Here is a 22,122-nt window from a genome sequence, read left to right on the forward strand (position 1 = left end):
CGCAAAAAGCCTCCAGCCGGAGGCTTTTTTTATAGCCTGCGGCAGCGGATAAGTGCACTCAGCGTATGTGCCAGCCACGTTTAGACGTCTAAGCGTCTCGATTGCCAAGTGTTAACATCCTGTTTATAGTGGCTGCAGCACAAGGTTACTCCGCAACGACATTCGCGCTTAAGGCACCCGATAATGACGCAGCCCAACCTGATCCCCGAGAGCAAACTACCGGCGCTCGGCACCACCATTTTTACCCAAATGAGCGCCCTTGCCGCCCAGCACAACGCCATCAACCTGTCACAGGGCTTTCCCGATTTTGACGGCCCGCGCTATTTGCAGCAGCGCCTGGCACATCACGTCAGCGAAGGCGCTAACCAATACGCGCCGATGATTGGCACCCTGCCGCTGCGCGAGGCGATCGCCGATAAAACCGCAGATATGTACGGTCATCGGCCGGATATCAACAGCGACATCACCGTGACGGCGGGCGCAACCGAAGCGCTGTATGCCGCGATCACCGCGCTGGTGCGGCCGGGCGACGAGGTGATCTGCTTTGATCCCAGCTACGACAGCTATGCGCCAGCGGTTCAGCTGGCCGGCGGCGTGCTGAAACGCATCGCGCTGCAGCCGCCCGCTTTTCAGGTCGACTGGCTGGCCTTCAGCAGCCTGCTCAGCGCGCGCACCCGGCTGGTGATCGTCAACACGCCGCATAATCCGTCCGCCACCGTGTGGCACGCCAGCGACTACGCCGCGCTGTGGCAGGCGATCGCCGGACAGGAAATTTATGTGCTCAGCGATGAAGTCTATGAGCACATCTGTTTTGATGAGCAGGGCCATGCCAGCGTGCTGGCACATGCCGACCTGCGTCAGCGCGCCATCGCAGTCTCATCCTTCGGCAAAACCTTTCATATGACCGGCTGGAAAGTGGGTTACTGCATCGCTCCGGCGGCGATCAGCGCCGAAATCCGCAAAGTGCATCAGTATCTCACCTTTTCAGTGAATACCCCGGCGCAGCTGGCGATTGCCGATATGCTGCGCCAGCAGCCGGAACATATTGATGAGCTGCCGGCCTTCTACCGCGCCCGGCGTGACCGTCTGATGCAGGCGCTGGCCGCCAGCCGGTTTAAGGTACTGCCGTGCGCCGGCACCTATTTCCTGCTGGTGGATTACAGCGCCATTTCCGATTTGGATGATGTCAGTTTCTGCCAGTGGTTAACCCGCGAAGTAGGCGTGGCGGCGATTCCGCTGTCGGTGTTCTGCGCGGACCCTTTCCCGCACAAGCTCATTCGCCTGTGCTTTGCTAAACAGGAAGCGACGCTCGACGCCGCTGCGGAGCGTTTATGTCAGCTTTAAAACTTACCGTATTACAGGAAACCCTGAGCTGGATGGATGGCGCGGCCAACCTGCGCCATTTTGATGAGGTATTGCAGGGCTTGACGGGCCGCGATGTCATCCTGCTGCCGGAGATGTTTACCACCGGCTTCGCCATGGAGGCGGCGGCCAGTTCGCTGCCGCAGGATCAGGTAGTGGCGTGGCTGCACGGTCATGCCAAAGCCCTGAATGCTCTGGTCGGCGGCAGCGCGGCGATTCAGAGCGACCAGGGCGCGGTAAACCGTTTCCTGCTGGTGGAGCCCGACGGCACGCTGCACCAGTACGACAAACGCCATCTGTTCCGCATGGCCAGTGAGCACCAGCACTATGTGCCCGGTGAAACGCGCAAGGTGTTCCACTGGCGCGGCTGGCGTATTCTGCCGCAGATTTGCTACGACCTGCGCTTCCCGGTGTTTTCGCGCAACCAGAATGATTACGATCTGGCGCTGTACGTCGCCAACTGGCCGGCACCGCGCGCGCTGCACTGGCAGGCGCTGCTGCTGGCGCGCGCCATTGAGAATCAGGCCTATGTAGCCGGGTGTAACCGCGTCGGCAGTGACGGCAATCAGCATCAATACAGCGGCGACAGCCGGATCATCTCGCCGCAGGGTGAGATCCTCGCGGCCGCTGAACCCTTCGCCCGCGCGCGCCTCGACGCCGAGTTATCACTGGAGGCGCTGCAGGACTATCGCGAACGCTTCCCGGCCTGGCGCGACGCCGATGAATATACGCTGAAGTAATAAAAAACCCCGGCCAGGCCGGGGTTCGCGTTATTCACGTCAGTTGCTTACAGATCAAACCGGTCGAGGTTCATCACTTTGGTCCAGGCGGCCACGAAGTCGTTAACGAACTTCTGCTTCGCATCGCTGCTGGCGTAAACTTCCGCCAGCGCGCGCAGGATGGCGTTAGAACCAAACACCAGATCGGCGCGGGTGGCGCTGTACTTCACTTCTCCGCTCTGACGATCGCGGCCTTCGAACAGCTCAGCGCTCTCATCGGTGGCGCGCCATGCGGTGCGCATATCCAGCAGATTGATGAAGAAGTCGTTGCTCAGAACGCCCACGCGATCGGTAAACACGCCGTGCGCGCTGCCGTCGAAGTTGGTGCCCAGCACGCGCAGACCACCCAGCAGTACCGTCAGCTCTGGCGCGCTCAGCGTCAGCTGTTGCGCTTTGTCCAGCAGCAGGGTTTCGGTAGAAGAACCGCCCTGCACGCGGCGATAGTTGCGGAAACCATCGGCCAGCGGCTGCAATACGTTGAATGACTCGACATCCGTCTGGTCCTGACGCGCATCCACGCGGCCCGGCGTGAACGGCACCTGCACCGCGACGCCTGCCGCCGCTGCCGCCTGCTCAATCCCGACGCTGCCCGCCAGCACAATCACATCCGCCAGCGACGCTTTACCTGATTCCTGCTGAATCTTCTGCAGCACCGGCAGCACATCGCGGGTGACACTGGCGTTGACCGCCCAGCCGTTCTGCGGCGCCAGCGCCAGACGGGCACCGTTCGCACCGCCGCGTTTGTCGCCGCCACGGAAGGTGGAAGCGGACGCCCAGGCCGCAGAGACCAGCTGGCTGACGCTCAGACCCGAAGCGGCAATTTTCGCTTTCAGATCGGTGATGTCATCCGGCGTCGGCTGATGCGTGGCCTGCGGTAACGGATCCTGCCACAGCAGATCTTCCTTCGGCACTTCCGGACCGATGTAACGCGCTTTTGGCCCCATATCGCGGTGCGTCAGTTTGAACCAGGCACGGGCGAAGGCTTCGTTGAACGCCTGCGGATCGTTGAGGAAACGACGCGAAATCTTCCCGAACTCCGGATCGAAGCGCAGCGTCAGGTCGGTGACCAGCATGGTCGGCTTGCGTTTTTTCTCTGGATCGAACGGATCCGGGATAATCGCTTCGGCATCAACCGCTTCGAACTGAATCGCGCCCGCCGGGCTGTGCGTTTGTACCCACTCATATTTGAACAGGTTCTCGAAGAAGTAGTTGCTCCACTGCGTTGGGGTTTGCGTCCATACCACTTCCAGACCGGAAGTGATGGCATCGGCACCGGCACCGCTGCCGTAGCTGCTGTGCCAGCCCAGACCCTGCGCTTCCAGCGGCGAGGCTTCCGGATCGACGCCCACGTGGCTGGCCGCAGCGGCACCGTGCGTTTTACCCAGCGTGTGACCGCCGGCAATCAGCGCGACGATCTCTTCGTCGTTCATGCCCATGTTGCCAAAGGTGGCGCGAATCGCCGGTGCCGCCGAGCGCGGATCGCCGCTGGCTTCCGGACCTTCCGGGTTCACGTAGATCAGGCCCATTTCCGTCGCACCGAGCGGCGCGTTTGCCAGGCTTTCCGGATGGCGGTGCGCCAGCCATTCGGTCTCATGTCCCCAGTCCACGTCCATGTCCGGTTCCCAGACATCTTCACGACCGGCACCAAAGCCAAAGGTACGGAAGCCGGCGTTTTCCAGCGACACGTTACCGGCAAGAATGTAGAGATCCGCCCAGGAGATTTTCTGGCCATACTTCTGTTTCACCGGCCACAGCAGACGACGCGCTTTGTCGAGGCTGACGTTATCCGGCCAGGAGTTGAGCGGCGCAAAGCGCTGCTGACCACGCCCGGAACCGCCGCGACCGTCGATGGTGCGGTAGGTGCCGGCGCTGTGCCATGCCATACGGATAAACAAGCCGATGTAGCTGCCCCAGTCGGCAGGCCACCAGGATTGCGAGTCGGTCAGCAGCGCACGAATGTCGGCTTTCAGCGCGGCGTAATCCAGTTTGCTGAATTCTTCACGGTAGTTGAAAGTGTCACTGAGGGGGTTAGAACGGCTGGAATGCTGGTTTAACAGATCGACGCGCAGCATGTTTGGCCACCAGTCGCGGTTAGTGGTCCCGCTTCCGGCGCCACGCGCTAAAACGCTTTTCTCTTCCGATGCTCCATGATGAAAGGGGCATTTTCCTGAGGCGGCTGCATTATCATTATTTTCGGGCGTGCTCATTTCTCGGCTCCATTGGCTTCACGTTGTCCGGTTAAGATAACCGCACCGTGTTGCAGAATATATTTGGATGGACCGAAGGTTTTGATAGTTACTGGCTTTCAAGCGCGAGGTTTGTGATAGAGAGCACGAATTTCAGGGCGCAGATGTACACCTCATGATGGATCGGGTTATACCGGTGCGCATCAATGCGCACCCTACGTATCCGCACCACAACCTTACCGGGTCGCCATCATGACTAACGGTCACACAGGTGAGCAAAAATTGACAGCATCATGCCGGTGCGCATGAATGCGCACCCTACGGAACCGCATAACGATTTTTACAGGGACGCCATTTATGGCGACCTGGATTAACTCCCGCGGTAGGTCGACCACGACCACGGGGAAATGAGGAACGGCAGGTGATAATGGCTGCCGGCGGTGCCAATCACAAAATCAATCTGCGCGCTGACGTACAGCGCATCACGTCCGTCGGCGGCGAAATAGTCACCGATCTCCGCGGTTAAGCGATAGTGGCCCGGCGCCAGCGGTTCAGGCGTGAGATCTTTGATGCGCCCGTCGCTGTCGGTTTCGCCCTCGGCCACCGGCAGCCAGCCTTCAGGGCTGTTCTGCTCCAGCGACATCGCGACGCCAATCGCCGGTTTGCCCAGCGCGGTGTCGAGAATATGGGTGGTGATGGTGCTCATGTGATGCTCTCCTTAAGCCGTAACAGGGTAATTTCCCGCAGCTGCGCCAGCGCTTCCTGCTGCTCAGTCTCTTCATCATTGTTGAGCCTGCGCTGCAATTCCGCCAGCATCTGTTCACCGCTGCGCCCTTTGGCGCGAATCAGAAACACCCGGCCGAAGCGCTGCTCATAGCGCTCATTACCGGCCAGCATCGCCAGCTGCAGCGCGCCGTTAGCCTGCTGCATCGCTGCCTGTTCCTGCTGCGACAGCGCGGCCTCTTTGCCCGCGCCCTGCGCTTTTTCGCCGATGCGCGGATGGGCGCTCAGCGCCTGCTGCAAGGCGTCGCCCTGCCACGCCAGCGCCAGCTGTTGCGCCGTGGTGTACAGCGCCGTCAGGCTGGCGAACGGCCGCGCCGCCACCAGCGCCTGCTGCCAGGCGGGAATCGCCACGCAGTGGGCAATCGCCGCCTGCGCCTGCGCGGCGCTCGCCTGATTAAAATCGTTCAGATCCATTTCGCGGCTCCTTTAGCTGCGCGCCAGATCGCACACCGCCTGCAGATAGGCCTGCACGCCGAGCGCCACATCGGCCACCTGCACCGATTCCGCCGGATGATGGCTGATACCGCGATGGTTGCGCACAAACAGCATGCCCACCGGCCAGCGCTCAGCCATCGCGATCGCGTCGTGACCGGCTCCGCTCGGCAGCGCCAGACTGCGCCCCTGCACGGTTTCTACCGCATGGCTCAGCGCCTGCTGCAGCCGCGTATCACAGGCGGTGGCCGCGATGCGATAGTACTCGTTAGCGCTGAAGCTGAGCCCGCGCCGCAGCGCAATGGCTTCCGCCTGGGTCAGCAGGCTGGAGAGCAGACGTTCCAGCGGTTCATCCTGCGGTCCGCGCACGTCCAGCGACAGCTGCACCTCGCCGGGGATAACGTTAACGGCGCCCGGCAGACAGCTCAGCGTGCCCACCGTGGCCACCAGCTGCGCATCCTGATCCTGCGTGGCCTGTTCCACAAACACCATCCACTCTGCCGCTGCTGCCAGCGCGTCTTTGCGGTGCGTCATCGGCACCGTGCCGGCATGACCGGCCTCCCCGACAAAGCGGCAGTTAAGACGGCGCGCGCCGTTAATCGCCGTCACCACACCAAGCGCCAAATCGTCCTGTTCCAGACACGGTCCCTGCTCAATGTGCAGTTCGAGATAAGCCACAATGTCGCTCACCTCACGTGCCGCCTGCGGGATCAGCGCCGCGTCCAGGCCGAGGTCCTGCATCGCCTGCGCCACCGTAATACCGTTACCGTCCGGATGTGACACCCAGCTCTCCGGCCAGCTGCCGGTGAGGCCTCGGCTGCCAAGCAGCGTGATGCCAAAGCGCGTGCCCTCTTCATCGCCGAAGCCGACAATTTCAATCGCCAGCGGCAGGCGCTGCTGATGGTCGTGCAGCCACTGCACGGTTTCAATGGCGCTGAGCACGCCCAGCATGCCGTCGTAACGTCCGGCGTTGCGCACGGTATCGAGGTGCGAACCAAGCAGCAGCGCCGGTGCGCCCGGCTCCGCCGCTTCATAGCGACCGCAGATATTGCCGACCGCATCCTGCCAGGTGTGCATACCTGCCGCCTGCATCCACTCAGCAACGCGCGCGTTGGCGCGCACCTGCTCCGGCGACAGATAGACGCGGGTCAGCCCCTCTTCGCTCTCACTGATTGCTGCCAGCGCGTCACAGCGCGCCATCACCCGCGCCGCCGCTGACTGCGCCTCACCGGCGCTCATCAGGCTATGACTCATGCGTGGCTCCCGTAGTGGTCCCAGGCAGCCTGCAGCGCCGCGCCCTGAGTGGTGCGGAAACCGACGTGATTCAGCACGGACTCCAGCGCGCTCAGCGTCAGCATCACGCAATCTTTGCGCGCGTTGTAGCCCATGGTGCCGATGCGCCACACTTTGCCGTGCAGCGGACCGAACGAGGTGCCAATCTCAATGCCGAAATCGTCCAGCATCAATTTGCGTACCTGGTCGCCGTTAATGCCCTGCGGGATCACCACGCCAAGCACGTTATTCATCTTGTGTGTGAGATCGCCAAAGGTTTCCAGCCCCATGCCCTGAATACCTTTCAGCAGCGCATCACCGTGCAGCTTGTGACGCGCGATGCCGTTATCCAGCCCTTCCTGCAGGATCAGACGGGCACATTCGCGTGCGCCAAACAGCGCCGAGGTGGCTTCGGTATGGTGGTTGAGCCGCTCCGGTCCCCAGTAATCCATGATCATGCCGAGATCGAAGTAGTTGGAGTAGATCATCTCGTCGACGCCATCCTGATGTGCGTCGGTACGGATGCCCTGCTCCACGCACTTACGCTGGCGGATCACCGCTTCCATTTGCGGGCTCAGGGTGATCGGCGAGGTACCGGACGGACCGCCGAGGCATTTCTGCATGCCGGCAGAGACCGCATCCAGCCCCCAGGCATCGGTTTCCAGCGGGTTGCCGCCCAGCGATGCGGTGGCATCGGTGTACAACAGCACGCCGTACTGGCGACAAATCGCACCGAGCTGCTCCAGCGGTTGCAGCATAGTAGTCGAGGTATCGCCCTGCACCGTCAGCAGCAGGCGCGGTTTGACTTTTTTGATCGCATCTTCGATCTGATCCGGGGTAAATACCTCGCCCCACGGCACCTCAATGGTATGGACTTCCGCGCGGCAGCGACGGGCAATTTCGCACAGCAGATGGCCGAAGCGGCCGAACACCGGCACCAGCACTTTATCGCCCGGACGAATCGCCGACAGCAGGATGGCTTCGATACCGGCGCGTGAGGTGCCATCAATCAGCAGGGTCCAGCGGTTTTCAGTGCGGAATACGCCACGGTACAGCGCCATCACCTCGTTCATATAGTGCGTCATCGCCGGATCGTACTGCCCAAGCAGCTGGCTCGACATGGCGCGCAGCACGCGCGGGTCGGCGTTGATCGGGCCCGGTCCCATCAGCAGACGCTGTGGCGGATTGATTTGCGAGAACTGGCTGATATCCATGAGGGGTTCCTTATTATTCGGTTACAGACGCACGGTCGAAATAAACTGCTTCAGCTCGGCGGTTTGTGGATGTGCAAACAGCGTTTTGCTGTCGCCCTGCTCCCACACGCGTCCCTGATGCATAAACACCACGCGGTCGCCCACGTCGCGGGCGAAGTTCATTTCATGGGTGACGAGAATCAGCGTCATGCCTTCGGCGGCCAGCTGCTCCAGCACTTTCAGTACTTCACCCACCAGCTCCGGATCGAGCGCCGAGGTGATTTCGTCACAGAGTAAAACTTTTGGCTGCATCGCCAGCGCGCGGGCAATTGCCACGCGCTGCTGCTGACCGCCCGACAGGTTGGCCGGGTAGTAATTGAGGCGTTCGCCGAGCCCGACTTTTTCCAGCATCTGCGTAGCCAGCGTGCGGCACTCCGCCTCGCTCTTTTTCAGCACGCGGCGCGGTGCCAGCATCACGTTTTCCAGCGCGGTCATGTGCGGAAACAGGTTAAAGTTCTGAAACACCATGCCCACCGAGCGGCTGATTTCACGCGCCTGCGATTCACGATCGGTAATCGTCATGCCGCCCAGTTTAATGCTGCCTTCCTGATAACCTTCCAGCCCGTTCATGCAGCGCAGCAGGGTACTTTTACCGGAGCCGCTGCGGCCAATGATGGAGATCACTTCGCCGTTGTCGATATCCAGATCGACCCCTTTCAGTACGTGGTTATCACCGTAGTACTTCTGGACCTGATTAATGGTGATGAGCGGCATTGAATTTTTTCTCCAGGTACTGGCTGTAACGCGACAGCGGATAACACATCAGGAAGTAACCGAGCGCCACCAGGCCAAACACCTTGAAGGGCTGATACGTCACATTGTTGAGAATGGTGCCGGCTTTGGTCAGCTCGACAAAGCCGATAATCGATGCCAGCGCGGTGCCCTTGATCACCTGTACGGCAAAGCCAACGGTCGGCGCGATGGCGATGCGGATCGCCTGCGGTGCCACCACGCGATACAGCGTCTGGCCAAAGTTCAGGCCGAGGCAGCGCGACGCTTCCCACTGCCCTTTTGGCAGCGCGCGAATGCTGCCGTACCAGATATCCAGTAAAAACGCGCTGGTATACAGCGTCAGCGCCAGTGACGCCGCCGTCCAGGGCGCGACGTCGATGCCGAACAGGCCGACGCCGAAGAAGGCGAGAAACAGCTGCATCAGCAGTGGCGTGCCCTGAAACAGCTCGGTATAACAGCGAATCAGGCGGGTGAGCCAGCGACGCTGCAGCAGACGCAGAAACAGCAGCGGCAGTGTCACCAGCGTGCCGCCGAAAAAGGCCACCAGCGACAGCAAAATCGTCCAGCGCGCCGCCAGCAGCAGGTTGCGCAGGATGTCCCAGTCAGTAAACGTTGTCATGCCGGCTGCGCTCCAAACCATTTGCGACCCAGCGCCAGCAGCAGCTGACGCATGGCAATCGACAACGCCAGATAGATCAGCGTGGTCACCAGATAAACTTCAAAACTCAAAAAGGTGCGCGACTGAATCAGGTTGGCGGCAAACGTCAGCTCTTCATACGAGACCTGCGACACCACCGACGAGCCGAGCATCACAATGATGCACTGGCTGACCAGCGCCGGATAAATGCGCTGCAGCGAGGGCGGCAGCACCACGCGGATGAAGGTTTGCGTGCGGCTCAGCCCGAGCACGCGCCCCGCTTCCCACTGCCCGCGCGGCGTGACCTGGATACCGGCACGGATGATTTCAGTGCTATAGGCGCCAAGGTTAATCAGCATCGCCAGCAGCGCCGCTTCACCGGCCGTCAGTTTCAGCCCGAGATTAGGCAGACCAAACACGATAAAAAACAGCTGTACCACAAACGGCGTGTTGCGAATCAGCTCGACGTAGATGCCCCACAGGCGGCTGGCCCAGCCCGGTTTGCCGCTGCGCAGCGCCGCGCCGAGAATACCCAGTCCGACACCGCCCACCGTCGCCAGCACCGTAAGCTGCACCGTGACCCACAGTCCGGCCAGCAGCTCTGGCCAGTGCGGCCAGAGATCTGCAAAGTTAAGTTGCCCAATCATTGGCCGTTCCTGTTATGCGCCGAGGTTGGCAGGCAGCGGCGCTTTCAGCCACTCTTCCGACAGCTTGTTCAGCGTGCCGTCTTTAATACCCTGCTCAATTAGTGCGTTCACTTTCTCTTTCAGCGCTGGCTCATTCTTTTTCAGGCCGATAAAGCACGGTGAATCTTTCAGCATAAACTGCGGCACCGGGGCTTTTTCCGCGTTCTGGCGCGCAATCGCTGCGACCACCAGGTTTCCGGTGGCGACATACTGCACCTGACCGGAGAGATAGGCGGACAGCGTAGTGTTGTTATCTTCGTAGCGCTTCACCTGAGCATCTTTCGGGGCGACATCGCTCAGCACCATGTCCTCTACCGCACCGCGCGTCACGCCAATCGATTTACCGCTCAGCGCCGCCGCATCTTTCAGCGTCTCGCCTTTCGGGCCGAACACGCCGAGGAAGAACGGTGCGTAGGCGCGGCTGAAGTCGATCACTTTTTCGCGCTCGGCGTTTTTGCCCATGCTGGAGATCACCAGGTCGACCTTGTCGGTCTGCAGATACGGTACGCGGTTGGCGCTGGTCACCGGCACCAGCTGCAACTTCAGTTTCATCTGCTTCGCGAGGTATTTCGCCATGTCGATGTCATAGCCCTGCGGCTGCAGATCGGTACCGACCGAGCCAAACGGCGGGAAGTCCTGCGGCACCGCCACGCGAATCACGCCACGCTTTTGGATATCCTGCAGCTGATCGGCCATGGCGCTGCCTGCCTGCGCCAGCAGCAATGCTGCCCCTGCTACTGCCAGTAATACTTTGTTCATTATGCACCCCGGTGAGTTAATGGTGAAACAAAAGATTCTTGATAAATTGATTTGCAACTAATGTGCCAACCACAACGGGCAGCGAACGCAGCGGCTAAGCGGAGGATTTAAGGCGGTTAAGGGCGCATCATAACGGGGATCACCCCGTTAGCATACGCGATCAAAAAAGGTGCAAAGCACCAAAACGGTGCCCTTTAGCGGTGTTCCAGCTCGTCGAGCTGCTGGTAAAGATCGGCAATCTGATGGATGCGCTGACGCCCCTGCGACAGCATTTCGTGCAGCAGCGCGTTGGCCAGCAGGTTGATCAGGCTCATTGCCGAGGCGTAGCTGTCAAAGGCGGAAACGCTGTCGAGCGGTGCGCACAGCTGCCAGCGCGCCAGGGTGAGAATACCCTGCGCCTGCGGTTCGCACAGCACCAGCACCGGGATGCCGCTCTGCTGCAGCTGCTGCATCAGTGGACGAATGATGCGTGGCCGGCGGCGAAACGCCATCACCACCACCACATCTTCCGGCGTCATGTCCACCAGCTCTTCGCCCAGCGTCTGGCCTGGCTGTGGCAATACCTGCACCTGGGCACGCGCCTGTAGCAGCTGCTGACGCAGGTGCAGCGCCACCGGATACGCGTTGCGCATACCAATGATGAACACCCGCCGTGCGGCGCCCAGCGCGGCAATCACCTCGCTAAACTGCCGGGCGTCAATGCTGTTGACCCACTGCGTCAGGTTCGCCATCTCCTGCTTGTAATGGCGCGACAGCAGCGTGTTGCCCTGCACCGCGTCGCGATTATCGGTCAGCGGCATTCCGCTCTGGCGCAGGGTGCGCAGCTCATCACGCATGTCTTTGTATTTTTCATAGCCGAGGCGTTTGAACAGCCGACTCACCGTGGCCTTTGATACGCCGCTGAGCCGCGCCAGCTCAGCGCTGTTATAGCTAATCAGATCATCAAAATGGTCAAACACAAAGTCAGCAATGCGCTGCTCCTGCGGCGACAGTTGCGGATAGTGACTGCGAAGGCGTTCATCGAGCTGTTTCATCATCGGTCCTGTAACTTTCGTTTCATCACACGCTAGCATAAATCGATCCAGGCTGGCGTAACACCAAAACTGGAACGGCTCTTGCTTTACCAATGGTACAGACAGGTAGCGGCGCAATTTGTTGCGCTTGTTTTCCCTATCCAGCGCGCCAAATCGCGCCGCTACAAAAGAATAATCCGGGAACAGTTCATTATGATTCAAAGCAATATGGCCCCGATGGGCATGGCGGTGACGCCGCATCACCTTGCCAGTGAAAGCGCACTGGCGGTACTGCGTGAAGGCGGCAACGCGCTGGAAGCGATGGTGGCGGCCGCGGCGACCATCGCGGTGGTCTATCCGCACATGAATGGCCTTGGCGGCGACGGCTTCTGGCTGGTGGTGCCACCCAGCGGCGATCCAATTGCTATCGATGCCAGCGGTGCTGCCGGCTCGCTGGCGCACCCCGACTTCTATCACGGTGAGAGCCATATTCCGCATCGCGGCCCTAAAGCGGCACTGACGGTTGCCGGCACCGTCAGCGGCTGGCAGGAAGCGCTGACGCTGGCGCACGAACTGGGCGCGACGCCGCTGCCGCTGAGCCGTTTGCTGCGCGATGCGATTCGCTATGCGGCCGATGGCATTCCGGTCACCGCCTCGCAGGCGGCAGCGACGGCGGCAAAACAGCATGAGCTGCAACATCAGCCCGGTTTTGCCGCCACCTTTCTGCCTGATGGCGCACCGCCCACCGCCGGCAGTCGTTTTACCCAGCCGGCGCTGGCGCAGACGCTGAGCGTGCTGAGCGAGCAAGGGCTGGAGAGCTTTTATCGCGGTGAGCTGGCGCACCATCTGGCGCGCGAAATGGGCGCGCTCGGCATGCCGATTACGCTGGACGATTTACACCGGCAGCGTGCCCGGCGCTGCACGCCGCTGCACCTCGCGCACAGCGAAGGCGATATCTGGAACATGACGCCGCCAACGCAGGGGCTGGTATCGCTGGCGATCCTCGGGATCACCGATCGTCTGGCGATGGCCGACGCCAGTGAAGCACAGACGGTGCACCGCATCGTTGAAGCCACCAAACAGGCCTTTGCCCTGCGTGATCAACACATCACCGATCCGCGTCACATGGCGATTGATGTGCAGTCGCTGCTGAATGCCGATCATCTCGGCACGCTGGCCGCGCAGGTACAGGACGATCGCGCCGCGCCCTGGGGCACCGGACGCGGACCGGGCGATACCGTGTGGATGGGGGTGATGGACAGCAGCGGCCTGGCGGTCTCCTTTATCCAGAGCATTTACCACGAATTTGGCAGCGGCGTCGTGCTGCCCGGCACCGGTATTACCTGGCAAAACCGTGGCGCGGCGTTCAGCCTGCAGCCGGATCACCTGCTGACGCTGGCACCGGGCAAACAGCCGTTCCATACGCTCAATCCAGCGGCGGCACGCCTGAAAGATGGCCGCACGCTGGTGTACGGCTCGATGGGGGGTGATGGCCAGCCGCAAACCCAGGCGGCGATCTTTACCCGCTATGTCATTCAGGGCCAGCCGCTGCAGCAGGCGGTCAGCGCACCGCGCTGGCTGCTTGGCCGCACCTGGGGCCAATCCTCGGACTCCCTCAAGCTGGAGGCGCGCATCGCGCCTGAAACCGTGCAGCAACTGCGCGCGCTCGGTCATGAAGTCGAACTGCTGGCTGAATACAGTGAAGTGGTGGGCCACGCCGGCGCCATCGTCAGACACAACAATGGCATGCTGGAAGGCGCGTTTGATCCGCGCAGCAACGGCAGCGCTGCCGGTTTTTAACGGAGAAAATCATGAGTGCACAACCGGACTGGGCAACCTATATCGCCCAAATGGAGCAGATTCTGGCGCTGGAGCTGGACGACACGCGCCGCGCCGAGCTGCTAACGCAGTTTAACCGTATCGCCGCGATGGCGCAGCCGCTGATGGCGCTGCCGCTGGATGATCGCCTGGAAGTAGCGGGAGTATTTCATCCATGACGCTGGCAGCCTTATCGATAAGCCAGCTGCAGCAGGCACTGGCGCAGGGCGATCTCAGCGCGCGCGACATCGCACAACAGACGCTGGCTGCCATTGAACAGCATAACCCGGCCATTAAAGCCTGGACCGCCGTCACCGCGCAGCGCATGCTGCGGGAAGCCGATCGGCTGGATCAGCAGCGTCAGCGCGGCGAGCCGCTGCCGGTGCTGGCTGGCATTCCCTATGCGGTAAAAAACCTGTTTGACGTCGCCGGTCACAGCACGCTTGCCGGTGCCAGCCTGTTCAGCGAGCGGCCGGTGGCGCAGCAGGATGCGTGGGCGGTCTCTAAGCTGCAGCAGAGCGGCGCGCTGCTCTCCGGCATGCTGAATATGGACGCCTACGCCTACGGCTTTACCACCGAGAACACCCATTATGGTGCTACCCGCAACCCGCGCGATCTGTCGCGCGTGGCCGGCGGCTCATCTGGCGGTTCCGCTGCAGCCGTCGCTGCCGGGCTGGTGCACTTTTCACTCGGCACCGACACCAACGGCTCGATTCGCGTGCCTGCTTCGCTGTGCGGCATTTTCGGCCTGAAACCTACCTTTGGTCGTCTGTCGCGCAGCGGCAGCCATCCGTTTGTCGCCAGCCTCGACCACATCGGTCCGTTTGCCCGCTCGGTGGAAGATTTGAGTCTGGTCTACGATGCGCTGCAGGGCGGCGACGCCAGCGATGCGTTTCAGGCGGCGCGGCCTGCGGAACCGGTCAGTGACAGGCTCTCTGCTGGCAGCGAAAAGCTGCGCAGCGCGGTGCTGGGCGGCTTTTTTGCTGACTGGTGCAGCGATGAGGCGCGCGCGGCGGTGGCGGTAGCGGCCCGCGCGCTCGGCGCGACAGAAGAAGTGACGCTGCCCCAGGCCGAACTGGCGCGCTCGGCCGCGTTTATCATGACCGCCGCGGAAGGCGGCAATCACTATCTGCCGGCGCTGCGCACCCAGCCAGAACGCTTTGAGCCGAATTCACGTGAACGCCTGCTGGCTGGCGCGATGCTGCCCGCCGCGTGGTATGTGCAGGCCCAGCGTTTCCGCCGTCACTTCCAGCAGCAGGTGCTGCCGCTGTTCGACCATTACGACGTGCTGATCGCCCCGGCCACGCCCTGTACCGCCACCACCATCGGCCAGGAAACCATTCACATCAACGGTCAGGATTTGCCGACACGCGCCAGCATGGGCATGCTCACGCAGCCGATTTCGTTCCTCGGCCTGCCGGTGTGTAGCGTACCGCTGCTCACCGCCAGCGGCTTACCGATTGGCCTGCAACTGATTGCTGCGCCGTTTAACGAACAGCTGGCGCTGCGCGCCGCCTGGGCACTGCAGCAGCAGGGTGTGACGCTGCCACAAACCTCTTTTATGGATGCCTGAAGATGACACCTGAACATATCGATCGTCCGGCGATACTGGCTGAAGTCACCGCCGCGTTTTACCGCTACGAGCAGGCGCTGGTGAGCAATGATGTCGCCGTGCTGGACGAGTTGTTCTGGCACGATGCGCGTACGGTGCGACTCGGTGCGGGAGAGAATCTGTACGGGATTGACGAGATTCGCGCCTTTCGCGCGGCGCGTCCGTCAAAGGGGCTCGATCGCACGCTGCGCAATACGGTCATCACCACTTTTGGCGATGACTATGCGGTGTGCAGCACCGAGTTCACCCGCGAGGGCGTAGAGAAGATCGGCCGTCAGCAGCAGACCTGGGTACGGCTGCCGTGCGGCTGGCGCATCGTGGCAGCGCAGGTGAGTTTGATGAGCTGACGCAGGCGCGAGCGTTGCCCTCTCCTGGCAAGAGAGGGCAAAAACGACCTGATATCCGTGAAAGGTAAGGCCGCTTACGCAGCCGGATGCGTCTTCATCCAGTGATCGGCAATCTGCTGACGCGTGCACACCCACACCTTGTCGTGCTGCTGAATATGGTCGAGGAAACGCTGCAGCGCGCGGAATTTCCCCGGACGCCCCAGCAGACGGCAGTGCATGCCAATCGACATCATCTTCGGCGCCGTCGCGCCCTCTTCATACAGTACATCAAAGGTATCGCGCAGATAGGTATAGAACTGCTCGGCGGTGTTGAATCCCTGCGGCGTGGCGAAGCGCATGTCGTTGCACTCCAGCGTATAGGGAATGATCAGATGCGGCTTCACCGTGCCGTCCTGACAGGTGACCTGCGTCCAGAAGGGCAGATCGTCACCGTAGTAATCGCTGTCGTAGCTGAAGCCGCCCTGCTCGACCACCAGCCGCCGCGTATTGGGGCTGTCGCGCCCGGTATACCAGCCGGTGGGCGCTTTACCGAATAGCTCGGTGAGCACGTCCACTGCCTGCTGCATGTGCTGACGCTCGGTTTTGGCATCCATCCCCTGATAGTGAATCCAGCGCCAGCCGTGGCTGACCACATCGTAATCGGCGGCTTTGATGGCCTCGACAATCTGCGGATGCCGCGCCAGCGCCATCGCGACGCCAAAGATGGTCAGCGGCAGGCCGCGCTGCTGAAACTCCTGATGAATGCGCCAGAAACCGGCACGCGAGCCGTACTCATACAGGGAATCCATCGACATGTGGCGATCGGCATAGCTGGCGGCACCGATGATGTCGGAGAGAAACTGCTCAGAGCCCGCGTCACCGTGCAGCACATTGTTTTCAGCGCCCTCTTCATAATTGAGCACGAACTGCACCGCCACCCGCGCCTTACCCGGCCACTGCGCGTGCGGCGGCTGGCCCGCATAGCCAATCAGATCGCGCGGATAATTTTTGTTGAAGCTGTACTCTTTCTTTTCAGATACATCACTCATTCTGCAAGTTCCTGTCATCAGTCCTCAACCAGCCCTTAGTTTAGGTGCTGAAATGCCGCGCTGAGCGGTTTTTTAATCGGGTAAGCCAGATCGCCGTGTTTGCTGGTACCAAAGCCCAGCGCCAGTAATGACTCGACCATTTTCACCGCCGCACTGACGCCATCAATCACCGGCAGGCCCAGCTCTTTAGTCAGATCCTGTGCCAGCGACGCCATGCCGCCGCAGCCCAGCACAATCGCCCCGCTGCCATCTTCACGTTTCGCCTGCAGGCAGCGCTCGCGCACTTTCTCCTGCGCGACGCCGCTGCCGTCCTCAAGCGCCAGCACCGGCAGATCAATGGCGTGCAGCGCGGCACAGTGATGGCTGAATCCGTACTGCTGCAGCAGATGGCGGGCGATCACCAGCGTGCGCGGCAGCGTGGTGACAATCGAAAAACGCGTCGCCACCAGCGTCGCGGTGTGCATCGCCGCTTCGGCAATGCCAATCACCGGTCCGCTCGCCAGTTCGCGCGCCGCCAGCAGTCCCGGATCGCCAAAGCAGGCGATGATATGGCCGCTGACGCCCTGCTCTTTGCCGCGTTTTACCTGTTCCAGCACGCCCACCGCGGCAATCGCTTCATCAAAGTGTCCTTCAATAGAGGGCACGCCCTCGCTCGGGCACACCGCCACAATCTCCGTGCCAGGTGCGGCCACGGCGCGCGCCGCTGCACCGATGGTCGCCGTCATGGCGGCGCTGGTATTCGGGTTGATCACCTGGATCAGGCTCATGATGCCGCTCCTTTATGACCGGCAAATAACCGGGTGAAATCAGGCAGGGTTTCGCCGCTGCGTTCAAAGTGCAGGCTGGCGACGATATGTTCGAAGTGATGCTGCAGCGCCGTAGTTAACGCCGGCAGATCGTTTTGCCGCAGCAGATCCACCAGCCGATCGTGATGATCGCAACGACAGCCACGCTGCCACGGTGCACCGTAAGCGGCGATCACCAGTGAGGAGCGCTGCGTCAGGCGCGTCACCATGTCAGTCAGCACCTGGTTGCCGGAAATCGCCTGCAGCTGGATATGAAAAGCCGCAGACAGACGGATGGCGGCGGCCCCGTCATGCTGCTGGTGCGCCTGCTGCTCGTCGGCAATTAAGCCACTGAGCGCGGCGAGATGCGGCGGCTGCAGATGCGCCAGCACCGCCGGCAGATTGGCGCACTCCAGCAGGCTGCGCGTGGCGAAGATGTCGCGCGCTTCCTCCACGCCCGGCGTCGCCACCTGTGCACCACGTCTGGGCGACAGGGTGATCATTTGCACCGCCGCGAGGCGCTGCAGCACCTTACGAATGCCGGTACGGCTGACGCCAAACACCTCCGACAGCGCCTCTTCCGGCAATTTGCTGCCCGGCGGCAGCTGGTGCTCCACGATGGCGTTCAGCAACGCCTGATAGATAGGTTCGTCTCTGTCATTCAGATCGGCAGCCGTTTTCTGGCCTGTTTCACTCTTCATTACCCGCTCCGGCAAGTGACTGTATGCAGACATCGTATACGTGAAATTCATTTTTTGTATACAAGAAATCAATTCTGGCCTGGATCCTGCAATACCGTTTCACGCTGTCATTATTTTTCCATGAAGTTAAGAGGAGCAGGTTTCATGCCAAATCATTCTGAAGTGACCTCTGCGGTGGCCTCTGAAGCCAACGCCCATTACAGCCCGCGTCTGTGTAACGACGACCTGGCGCCGACCCGCAACCAGAGCTGGTCGTGGTACAACATTTTTTCGTTCTGGATGTCGGACGTGCACAGCATGGGGGGTTATGTAGTGGCGGCCAGCTTCTTCACCCTCGGTCTGGCCAGCTGGCAGGTGCTGCTGTGTCTGCTGGTGGGAATTTGCATCGTGCAGCTGTGCGCTAACCTGGTGGCGAAGCCGAGCCAGATGGCCGGCGTGCCTTATGCGGTGATTTCGCGTCAGGCATTTGGCGTGTTCGGGGCCAACATCCCGGCGGTGATCCGCGGGCTGATCGCCTTCGCCTGGTACGGTATTCAGACCTATCTGGCGGCGAATGCGCTGATGCTGGTGCTGCTGAAGTTCTATCCGTCGTTAAGCAGCATGACGCAGAGCAGCTGGCTCGGCCTGTCGCAGCTTGGCTGGTGCTGTTTCGGCGTCATGTGGCTGCTGCAGGCGATGGTGTTCTGGCACGGCATGAGCGCGATTAAACGCTTTATCGATATCGCCGGTCCGGCGGTCTACGTGGTGATGGTGGCGCTGGCGGGCTGGATTGTATACAAAACCGGTTTTGACGGTATCTCCTTCACCCTCGCCAGTAAATCACTGAGCGCGGGCGAGCAGACCTGGCAGATGATTACCGCGACCGCGCTGGTGGTCTCTTATTTCTCCGGTCCGCTGCTCAACTTTGGTGACTTCTCGCGCTACGGCAAAAGCATGGGTGAGATTCGCCGCGGCAACCGCTGGGGCCTGCCGTTCAACTTCCTGCTGTTTTCGATTGTGACCGTGGTCATCGTCTCGGGTACTCAGTCGCTGTTTGGCAAAATGATCACCGATCCGATTGAAACCGTGAGCATGGTAGGCAACGATGTAGCGGTCGCTATCGGGCTGCTGACCATGATTACCGCCACCATCGGCATCAATATCGTGGCGAACTTCGTTTCGCCAGCGTTTGATTTCTCTAACTGCTCACCGCAGAAGATCAGCTTCCGCGCCGGTGGCATGATTGCCGCCGTGGGTTCAGTGCTGCTGACGCCGTGGAATCTGTTCCAGTCGCCAGAGCTGATTCACTACACGCTGGATGTGCTGGGATCATTTATCGGACCGCTGTTTGGCATTCTGATCGCCGATTTCTACCTGATCAAACGCAGCAAGGTATACGTTGATGACCTGTTCAACGATACGCCAAAAGGCCGCTACTGGTACCGCGGCGGTTTCAATCCAAAAGCGATTGCTGCGCTGCTACCTTCCGTGGGTATTTGCCTGGTGATTAGCTTTATTCCTTCCCTGCACGCGGTGGCAAACTTCAGCTGGTTCATCGGCGTGGCGCTGGGCGCTGGCTGCTACCGCTGGCTGGCGCGCGCTGAACGTGAGGTGCCGCAAGCCACCTATCGTGCGGAAGTGGCGGTACAGAAGGATTAATGCGCTGGCGGTCGCCATGAATGGCGACCGTACGCCAGATGGGTATGATTTAGAAAAGCAAAAAGCCGATGCATTGCTGCATCGGCTTCTTTAAAGAGATTGGCGGAACGGACGGGGCTCGAACCCGCGACCCCCTGCGTGACAGGCAGGTATTCTAACCAACTGAACTACCGCTCCGCGCTTTGTTCCCCGTCGGGAACGAGGCGCATATTAATGGCAGCCTCATCCCTCGTCAACGCTTTTTGCAGGGGAATCTCTCGTTTGGCGGTTTTTTCAGCTTAACGACGCTTTTCCACGCAAAATCAGCGGCTTCAGGCGCGCCACAGGCAGCTGCCGCCCTTCTTTTGCACCAGATCGAGCCGGCTCTCATGCGCCATTATTTCTTCATCGCTGGCGCTAACCACGCGCAGGCCGGCGCCCGGACGAACGATGCGCTGTATATGCTCGCCTGCCACCTGATTGCTCTGCTCGCCTTCCATTGAAAACGCCAGCGAGGTCTGGCCGCCGGTCATGGTGAGGAACACTTCGGCCAGAATCTCGGCATCAAGCAAAGCGCCGTGCAGCGTACGTTTGCTGTTGTCGATCTCGAAACGGTTACACAGCGCATCCAGGCTGTTGCGTTTGCCCGGGAACATTTTACGCGCCATCGCCAGGCTATCGGTGATCTGACAGAAGGTTTCTGTCTTGCCGATGTCGCGCTGCAGCATGGCAAATTCGTAATCCATAAAGCCGATGTCGAACGAAGCGTTATGGATCACCAGCTCCGCGCCGCGAATGTAATCCAGGAATTCGTCGGCGATTTGCGCAAAGGTCGGTTTATCGGCTAGGAATTCATCGGCAATACCGTGTACGCCGAACGCTTCCGGATCCACCAGCCGATCGGGCTTGAGATACATATGAAAGTTGTTGCCGGTCAGGCGACGGTTGATCACCTCAACCGCACCGATTTCAATGATGCGATGTCCTTCGTAATGCACCCCGATCATGTTCATGCCGGTGGTTTCGGTATCGAGGACGATCTGGCGGTTATTTGCAGTGCTCATAGGACTCGTTTTATGTCAGACTTGGCGTTTTGTCAGAAGGAAGTCTACCAGAGATGCGCAAACAGGTAGAAATATTCACCGATGGATCCTGCTTGGGCAATCCCGGTCCCGGCGGCTACGGCGCCATTCTTCGCTACCGCCAGCACGAGAAATTATTCAGCGCCGGCTACCGCCTTACTACCAATAATCGCATGGAGCTGATGGCGGCCATTGTGGCACTGGAAGCGCTGACCCAGCCATGTGACGTGGTGCTCAGCACCGACAGCCAGTACGTGCGCCAGGGCATCACCAGCTGGATTCACAACTGGAAAAAGCGCGGCTGGAAAACCGCAGAAAAGAAGCCGGTGAAGAACGTTGATCTGTGGCAGCGACTCGACGCGGCGCTCAGTACCCATCAGATTCAGTGGGAGTGGGTAAAAGGCCATGCCGGTCATCCCGAAAACGAACGCTGTGATGAACTGGCACGCAGCGCTGCCGGCAATCCTTCCCTCGACGATATTGGCTATCAGGTTGAGTCCTGATCGCTGGCTTCACGAAACTGCCGCGTGGCATTGACCGCTGGCCGTAACTGGGTTTTGCCGGGCATCATCTTCACTTTGCCCGGCGTCAGCGGGAAGGTGCGCTTACGCGCAACCACGATATTCAGACAGCCCAGCGCCGGCAGGTGCGTGCTGATCATCTTCCCGCCCTGGCGGTGCCACGGCACCACCTGAAAACGCGTACGATACACCACTTCATAGTTGAGTAAGCTCAGCCAGTCGAGCAGGCGCACCTGGCTGAACATCCGTCCGCTCCACGGTGCGCGGCGCTGTAATCCGGGCAGGCCTTTACTGATGCCCAGCAGGCTGAACGGATTGAAGCCGCTAATAATCATCCAGCCGTCATCAATCAGTACACGATCCACTTCGCGCAGTACGCGGTGCGGATCCTGGCTCCAGGCCAGCGTGTGCGCCAGCAGACAGGCATCAATTGATTTGGACTCAAACGGCAACTGCGTTGCGCTGGCGATGACGTGCAGCCCATCGCCCTCATCGCCCACATTAACCTGATGCGATATGGCACACTGGCGGGTATTGATTTCTGCGCTGAGGCTGCCAATTTTAAGCATATGAAAGCCGTACAGCTTGCCGAGATACGGTTGCAGTTGCTGGGTTAACGCGTCGCGGAAATAGTCGCCCCAGGGCATATCCTGCCAGGAGCGCGGCGCAGTCAGGATTTGGCGTGTTTTCGCTGGCTTCATGCTCTACCATTTTCCT

General features: G+C 60.6%; 22 protein-coding genes, 1 tRNA gene and 1 pseudogene. 8 read left to right on the forward strand and 16 right to left on the reverse strand.

Annotated features, from left to right (window positions below):
* Positions 1–183: 183 nt before the first annotated feature.
* On the forward strand, positions 184–1,344 hold the full coding sequence (locus C1Y43_RS18280; protein WP_104189155.1) for a pyridoxal phosphate-dependent aminotransferase: 1,161 nt from the start codon (positions 184–186) through the stop codon (positions 1,342–1,344).
* Positions 1,332–2,102, forward strand: coding sequence for an amidohydrolase (locus C1Y43_RS18285; protein WP_104189157.1), 771 nt, complete (start codon positions 1,332–1,334; stop codon positions 2,100–2,102). The genes C1Y43_RS18280 and C1Y43_RS18285 overlap by 13 nt, the downstream gene beginning before the upstream one ends.
* 47 nt (positions 2,103–2,149) lie before the next feature.
* On the opposite strand, the gene katG is transcribed toward C1Y43_RS18285, so the two are convergent.
* The 10 genes from katG to hpxU all read right to left on the reverse strand — a co-directional run bounded on the left by katG (position 2,150) and on the right by hpxU (position 11,915).
* Entirely contained in the window at positions 2,150–4,348 is a 2,199-nt protein-coding gene (katG, locus tag C1Y43_RS18290) for a catalase/peroxidase HPI (protein WP_104189159.1), read from the reverse strand.
* A gap of 349 nt (positions 4,349–4,697) precedes the next feature.
* Positions 4,698–5,033, reverse strand: a complete 336-nt coding sequence (gene uraH / locus C1Y43_RS18295) for a hydroxyisourate hydrolase (RefSeq protein ID WP_058758020.1) — start codon at positions 5,031–5,033, stop codon at positions 4,698–4,700.
* On the reverse strand, positions 5,030–5,524 hold the full coding sequence (gene uraD / locus C1Y43_RS18300; RefSeq protein ID WP_104189161.1) for a 2-oxo-4-hydroxy-4-carboxy-5-ureidoimidazoline decarboxylase: 495 nt from the start codon (positions 5,522–5,524) through the stop codon (positions 5,030–5,032). Before uraD ends, uraH begins: the two co-directional genes overlap by 4 nt.
* Positions 5,525–5,536: 12 nt before the next feature.
* Positions 5,537–6,796: an allantoate amidohydrolase gene (hpxK, locus tag C1Y43_RS18305; protein ID WP_058758022.1), complete on the reverse strand. Its 1,260-nt coding sequence runs from the start codon at positions 6,794–6,796 to the stop codon at positions 5,537–5,539.
* Positions 6,793–8,028, reverse strand: a complete 1,236-nt coding sequence (locus tag C1Y43_RS18310; RefSeq protein ID WP_058769328.1) for an alanine--glyoxylate aminotransferase family protein — start codon at positions 8,026–8,028, stop codon at positions 6,793–6,795. The genes hpxK and C1Y43_RS18310 overlap by 4 nt, the downstream gene beginning before the upstream one ends.
* A gap of 21 nt (positions 8,029–8,049) precedes the next feature.
* Positions 8,050–8,781, reverse strand: a complete 732-nt coding sequence (locus tag C1Y43_RS18315; protein WP_104189162.1) for an amino acid ABC transporter ATP-binding protein — start codon at positions 8,779–8,781, stop codon at positions 8,050–8,052.
* Positions 8,762–9,418, reverse strand: a complete 657-nt coding sequence (locus C1Y43_RS18320; protein ID WP_021507295.1) for an amino acid ABC transporter permease — start codon at positions 9,416–9,418, stop codon at positions 8,762–8,764. Before C1Y43_RS18320 ends, C1Y43_RS18315 begins: the two co-directional genes overlap by 20 nt.
* Entirely contained in the window at positions 9,415–10,083 is a 669-nt protein-coding gene (locus C1Y43_RS18325; RefSeq protein ID WP_021507296.1) for an amino acid ABC transporter permease, read from the reverse strand. The genes C1Y43_RS18320 and C1Y43_RS18325 overlap by 4 nt, the downstream gene beginning before the upstream one ends.
* A 12-nt stretch (positions 10,084–10,095) precedes the next feature.
* A complete protein-coding gene (locus C1Y43_RS18330; RefSeq protein ID WP_031279673.1) occupies positions 10,096–10,881 on the reverse strand; it encodes a transporter substrate-binding domain-containing protein in 786 nt (261 codons plus the stop codon).
* A gap of 194 nt (positions 10,882–11,075) precedes the next feature.
* The gene (gene hpxU / locus C1Y43_RS18335) at positions 11,076–11,915 is read right to left on the reverse strand and encodes a MurR/RpiR family transcriptional regulator HpxU (RefSeq protein WP_021507298.1); all 840 of its coding nucleotides are present in this window, start codon (positions 11,913–11,915) and stop codon (positions 11,076–11,078) included.
* Positions 11,916–12,107: 192 nt separating this feature from the next.
* On the opposite strand from hpxU, the gene C1Y43_RS18340 reads away from it, so the two are divergent.
* Genes C1Y43_RS18340 through hpxZ form a run of 4 tightly spaced genes read left to right on the forward strand, consistent with a single transcriptional unit; the run spans position 12,108 to position 15,671 of the window.
* Positions 12,108–13,694: a gamma-glutamyltransferase family protein gene (locus C1Y43_RS18340; RefSeq protein ID WP_104189164.1), complete on the forward strand. Its 1,587-nt coding sequence runs from the start codon at positions 12,108–12,110 to the stop codon at positions 13,692–13,694.
* An 11-nt stretch (positions 13,695–13,705) separates the two neighbouring features.
* Positions 13,706–13,891, forward strand: coding sequence for an oxalurate catabolism protein HpxX (hpxX, locus tag C1Y43_RS18345; protein WP_010616983.1), 186 nt, complete (start codon positions 13,706–13,708; stop codon positions 13,889–13,891).
* The gene (locus tag C1Y43_RS18350; protein WP_104189166.1) at positions 13,888–15,285 is read left to right on the forward strand and encodes an AtzE family amidohydrolase; all 1,398 of its coding nucleotides are present in this window, start codon (positions 13,888–13,890) and stop codon (positions 15,283–15,285) included. Before hpxX ends, C1Y43_RS18350 begins: the two co-directional genes overlap by 4 nt.
* Before the next feature lie 2 nt (positions 15,286–15,287).
* The gene (gene hpxZ / locus C1Y43_RS18355) at positions 15,288–15,671 is read left to right on the forward strand and encodes an oxalurate catabolism protein HpxZ (protein WP_058769325.1); all 384 of its coding nucleotides are present in this window, start codon (positions 15,288–15,290) and stop codon (positions 15,669–15,671) included.
* A gap of 74 nt (positions 15,672–15,745) precedes the next feature.
* Here the strand turns inward: hpxZ and puuE are convergent, their stop codons facing one another.
* The 3 genes from puuE to C1Y43_RS18370 are packed head-to-tail and all read right to left on the reverse strand — an operon-like array spanning position 15,746 to position 18,185.
* Positions 15,746–16,699 (reverse strand): allantoinase PuuE, encoded by a 954-nt coding sequence (gene puuE, locus C1Y43_RS18360; protein ID WP_104189168.1) that lies wholly within the window; start codon positions 16,697–16,699, stop codon positions 15,746–15,748.
* Positions 16,700–16,734: 35 nt separating this feature from the next.
* Entirely contained in the window at positions 16,735–17,466 is a 732-nt protein-coding gene (gene hpxA / locus C1Y43_RS18365) for an allantoin racemase (RefSeq protein ID WP_021507303.1), read from the reverse strand.
* The gene (locus tag C1Y43_RS18370; RefSeq protein ID WP_058758029.1) at positions 17,463–18,185 is read right to left on the reverse strand and encodes a GntR family transcriptional regulator; all 723 of its coding nucleotides are present in this window, start codon (positions 18,183–18,185) and stop codon (positions 17,463–17,465) included. Before C1Y43_RS18370 ends, hpxA begins: the two co-directional genes overlap by 4 nt.
* Positions 18,186–18,329: 144 nt before the next feature.
* On the opposite strand from C1Y43_RS18370, the gene C1Y43_RS18375 reads away from it, so the two are divergent.
* Positions 18,330–19,823, forward strand: a complete 1,494-nt coding sequence (locus tag C1Y43_RS18375) for an NCS1 family nucleobase:cation symporter-1 (RefSeq protein WP_021507305.1) — start codon at positions 18,330–18,332, stop codon at positions 19,821–19,823.
* Between the two features lie 100 nt (positions 19,824–19,923).
* On the opposite strand, the gene C1Y43_RS18380 is transcribed toward C1Y43_RS18375, so the two are convergent.
* Together C1Y43_RS18380 and dnaQ are read right to left on the reverse strand one after the other, a co-directional pair.
* Positions 19,924–20,000, reverse strand: a tRNA-Asp gene (locus C1Y43_RS18380).
* 134 nt (positions 20,001–20,134) lie between these two features.
* Positions 20,135–20,866 (reverse strand): DNA polymerase III subunit epsilon, encoded by a 732-nt coding sequence (gene dnaQ / locus C1Y43_RS18385; protein ID WP_058776026.1) that lies wholly within the window; start codon positions 20,864–20,866, stop codon positions 20,135–20,137.
* On the opposite strand from dnaQ, the pseudogene rnhA reads away from it, so the two are divergent.
* Positions 20,820–21,387, forward strand: a pseudogene (rnhA, locus tag C1Y43_RS18390) (ribonuclease HI). The gene dnaQ and the pseudogene rnhA sit on opposite strands and share 47 nt — an antisense overlap.
* On the opposite strand, the gene C1Y43_RS18395 reads toward rnhA, so the two are convergent.
* Positions 21,372–22,106, reverse strand: a complete 735-nt coding sequence (locus tag C1Y43_RS18395) for a class I SAM-dependent methyltransferase (RefSeq protein ID WP_059010982.1) — start codon at positions 22,104–22,106, stop codon at positions 21,372–21,374. The pseudogene rnhA and the gene C1Y43_RS18395 overlap by 16 nt on opposite strands.
* Positions 22,107–22,122: the final 16 nt, after the last annotated feature.

This window comes from Pantoea sp. ICBG 828 (assembly GCF_002928355.1).
In the GTDB taxonomy this organism is placed as follows: domain Bacteria; phylum Pseudomonadota; class Gammaproteobacteria; order Enterobacterales; family Enterobacteriaceae; genus Pantoea; species Pantoea dispersa.

What these genes read in the sequence shown, in the direction of transcription:
- puuE (WP_104189168.1), bottom strand. Translation starts at nt 16,699, where the DNA reads ATGAGTGATGTATCTGAAAAGAAAGAGTACAGCTTCAACAAAAATTAT.
- C1Y43_RS18350 (WP_104189166.1), top strand. Translation starts at nt 13,888, where the DNA reads ATGACGCTGGCAGCCTTATCGATAAGCCAGCTGCAGCAGGCACTGGCG.
- C1Y43_RS18330 (WP_031279673.1), bottom strand. Translation starts at nt 10,881, where the DNA reads ATGAACAAAGTATTACTGGCAGTAGCAGGGGCAGCATTGCTGCTGGCG.
- katG (WP_104189159.1), bottom strand. Translation starts at nt 4,348, where the DNA reads ATGAGCACGCCCGAAAATAATGATAATGCAGCCGCCTCAGGAAAATGC.
- C1Y43_RS18310 (WP_058769328.1), bottom strand. Translation starts at nt 8,028, where the DNA reads ATGGATATCAGCCAGTTCTCGCAAATCAATCCGCCACAGCGTCTGCTG.
- dnaQ (WP_058776026.1), bottom strand. Translation starts at nt 20,866, where the DNA reads ATGAGCACTGCAAATAACCGCCAGATCGTCCTCGATACCGAAACCACC.
- C1Y43_RS18370 (WP_058758029.1), bottom strand. Translation starts at nt 18,185, where the DNA reads ATGAAGAGTGAAACAGGCCAGAAAACGGCTGCCGATCTGAATGACAGA.
- C1Y43_RS18325 (WP_021507296.1), bottom strand. Translation starts at nt 10,083, where the DNA reads ATGATTGGGCAACTTAACTTTGCAGATCTCTGGCCGCACTGGCCAGAG.
- C1Y43_RS18285 (WP_104189157.1), top strand. Translation starts at nt 1,332, where the DNA reads ATGTCAGCTTTAAAACTTACCGTATTACAGGAAACCCTGAGCTGGATG.
- hpxK (WP_058758022.1), bottom strand. Translation starts at nt 6,796, where the DNA reads ATGAGTCATAGCCTGATGAGCGCCGGTGAGGCGCAGTCAGCGGCGGCG.
- C1Y43_RS18395 (WP_059010982.1), bottom strand. Translation starts at nt 22,106, where the DNA reads ATGAAGCCAGCGAAAACACGCCAAATCCTGACTGCGCCGCGCTCCTGG.
- C1Y43_RS18320 (WP_021507295.1), bottom strand. Translation starts at nt 9,418, where the DNA reads ATGACAACGTTTACTGACTGGGACATCCTGCGCAACCTGCTGCTGGCG.
- C1Y43_RS18280 (WP_104189155.1), top strand. Translation starts at nt 184, where the DNA reads ATGACGCAGCCCAACCTGATCCCCGAGAGCAAACTACCGGCGCTCGGC.
- hpxX (WP_010616983.1), top strand. Translation starts at nt 13,706, where the DNA reads ATGAGTGCACAACCGGACTGGGCAACCTATATCGCCCAAATGGAGCAG.
- hpxU (WP_021507298.1), bottom strand. Translation starts at nt 11,915, where the DNA reads ATGAAACAGCTCGATGAACGCCTTCGCAGTCACTATCCGCAACTGTCG.
- uraD (WP_104189161.1), bottom strand. Translation starts at nt 5,524, where the DNA reads ATGGATCTGAACGATTTTAATCAGGCGAGCGCCGCGCAGGCGCAGGCG.
- C1Y43_RS18340 (WP_104189164.1), top strand. Translation starts at nt 12,108, where the DNA reads ATGATTCAAAGCAATATGGCCCCGATGGGCATGGCGGTGACGCCGCAT.
- hpxA (WP_021507303.1), bottom strand. Translation starts at nt 17,466, where the DNA reads ATGAGCCTGATCCAGGTGATCAACCCGAATACCAGCGCCGCCATGACG.
- uraH (WP_058758020.1), bottom strand. Translation starts at nt 5,033, where the DNA reads ATGAGCACCATCACCACCCATATTCTCGACACCGCGCTGGGCAAACCG.
- C1Y43_RS18315 (WP_104189162.1), bottom strand. Translation starts at nt 8,781, where the DNA reads ATGCCGCTCATCACCATTAATCAGGTCCAGAAGTACTACGGTGATAAC.
- C1Y43_RS18375 (WP_021507305.1), top strand. Translation starts at nt 18,330, where the DNA reads ATGCCAAATCATTCTGAAGTGACCTCTGCGGTGGCCTCTGAAGCCAAC.
- hpxZ (WP_058769325.1), top strand. Translation starts at nt 15,288, where the DNA reads ATGACACCTGAACATATCGATCGTCCGGCGATACTGGCTGAAGTCACC.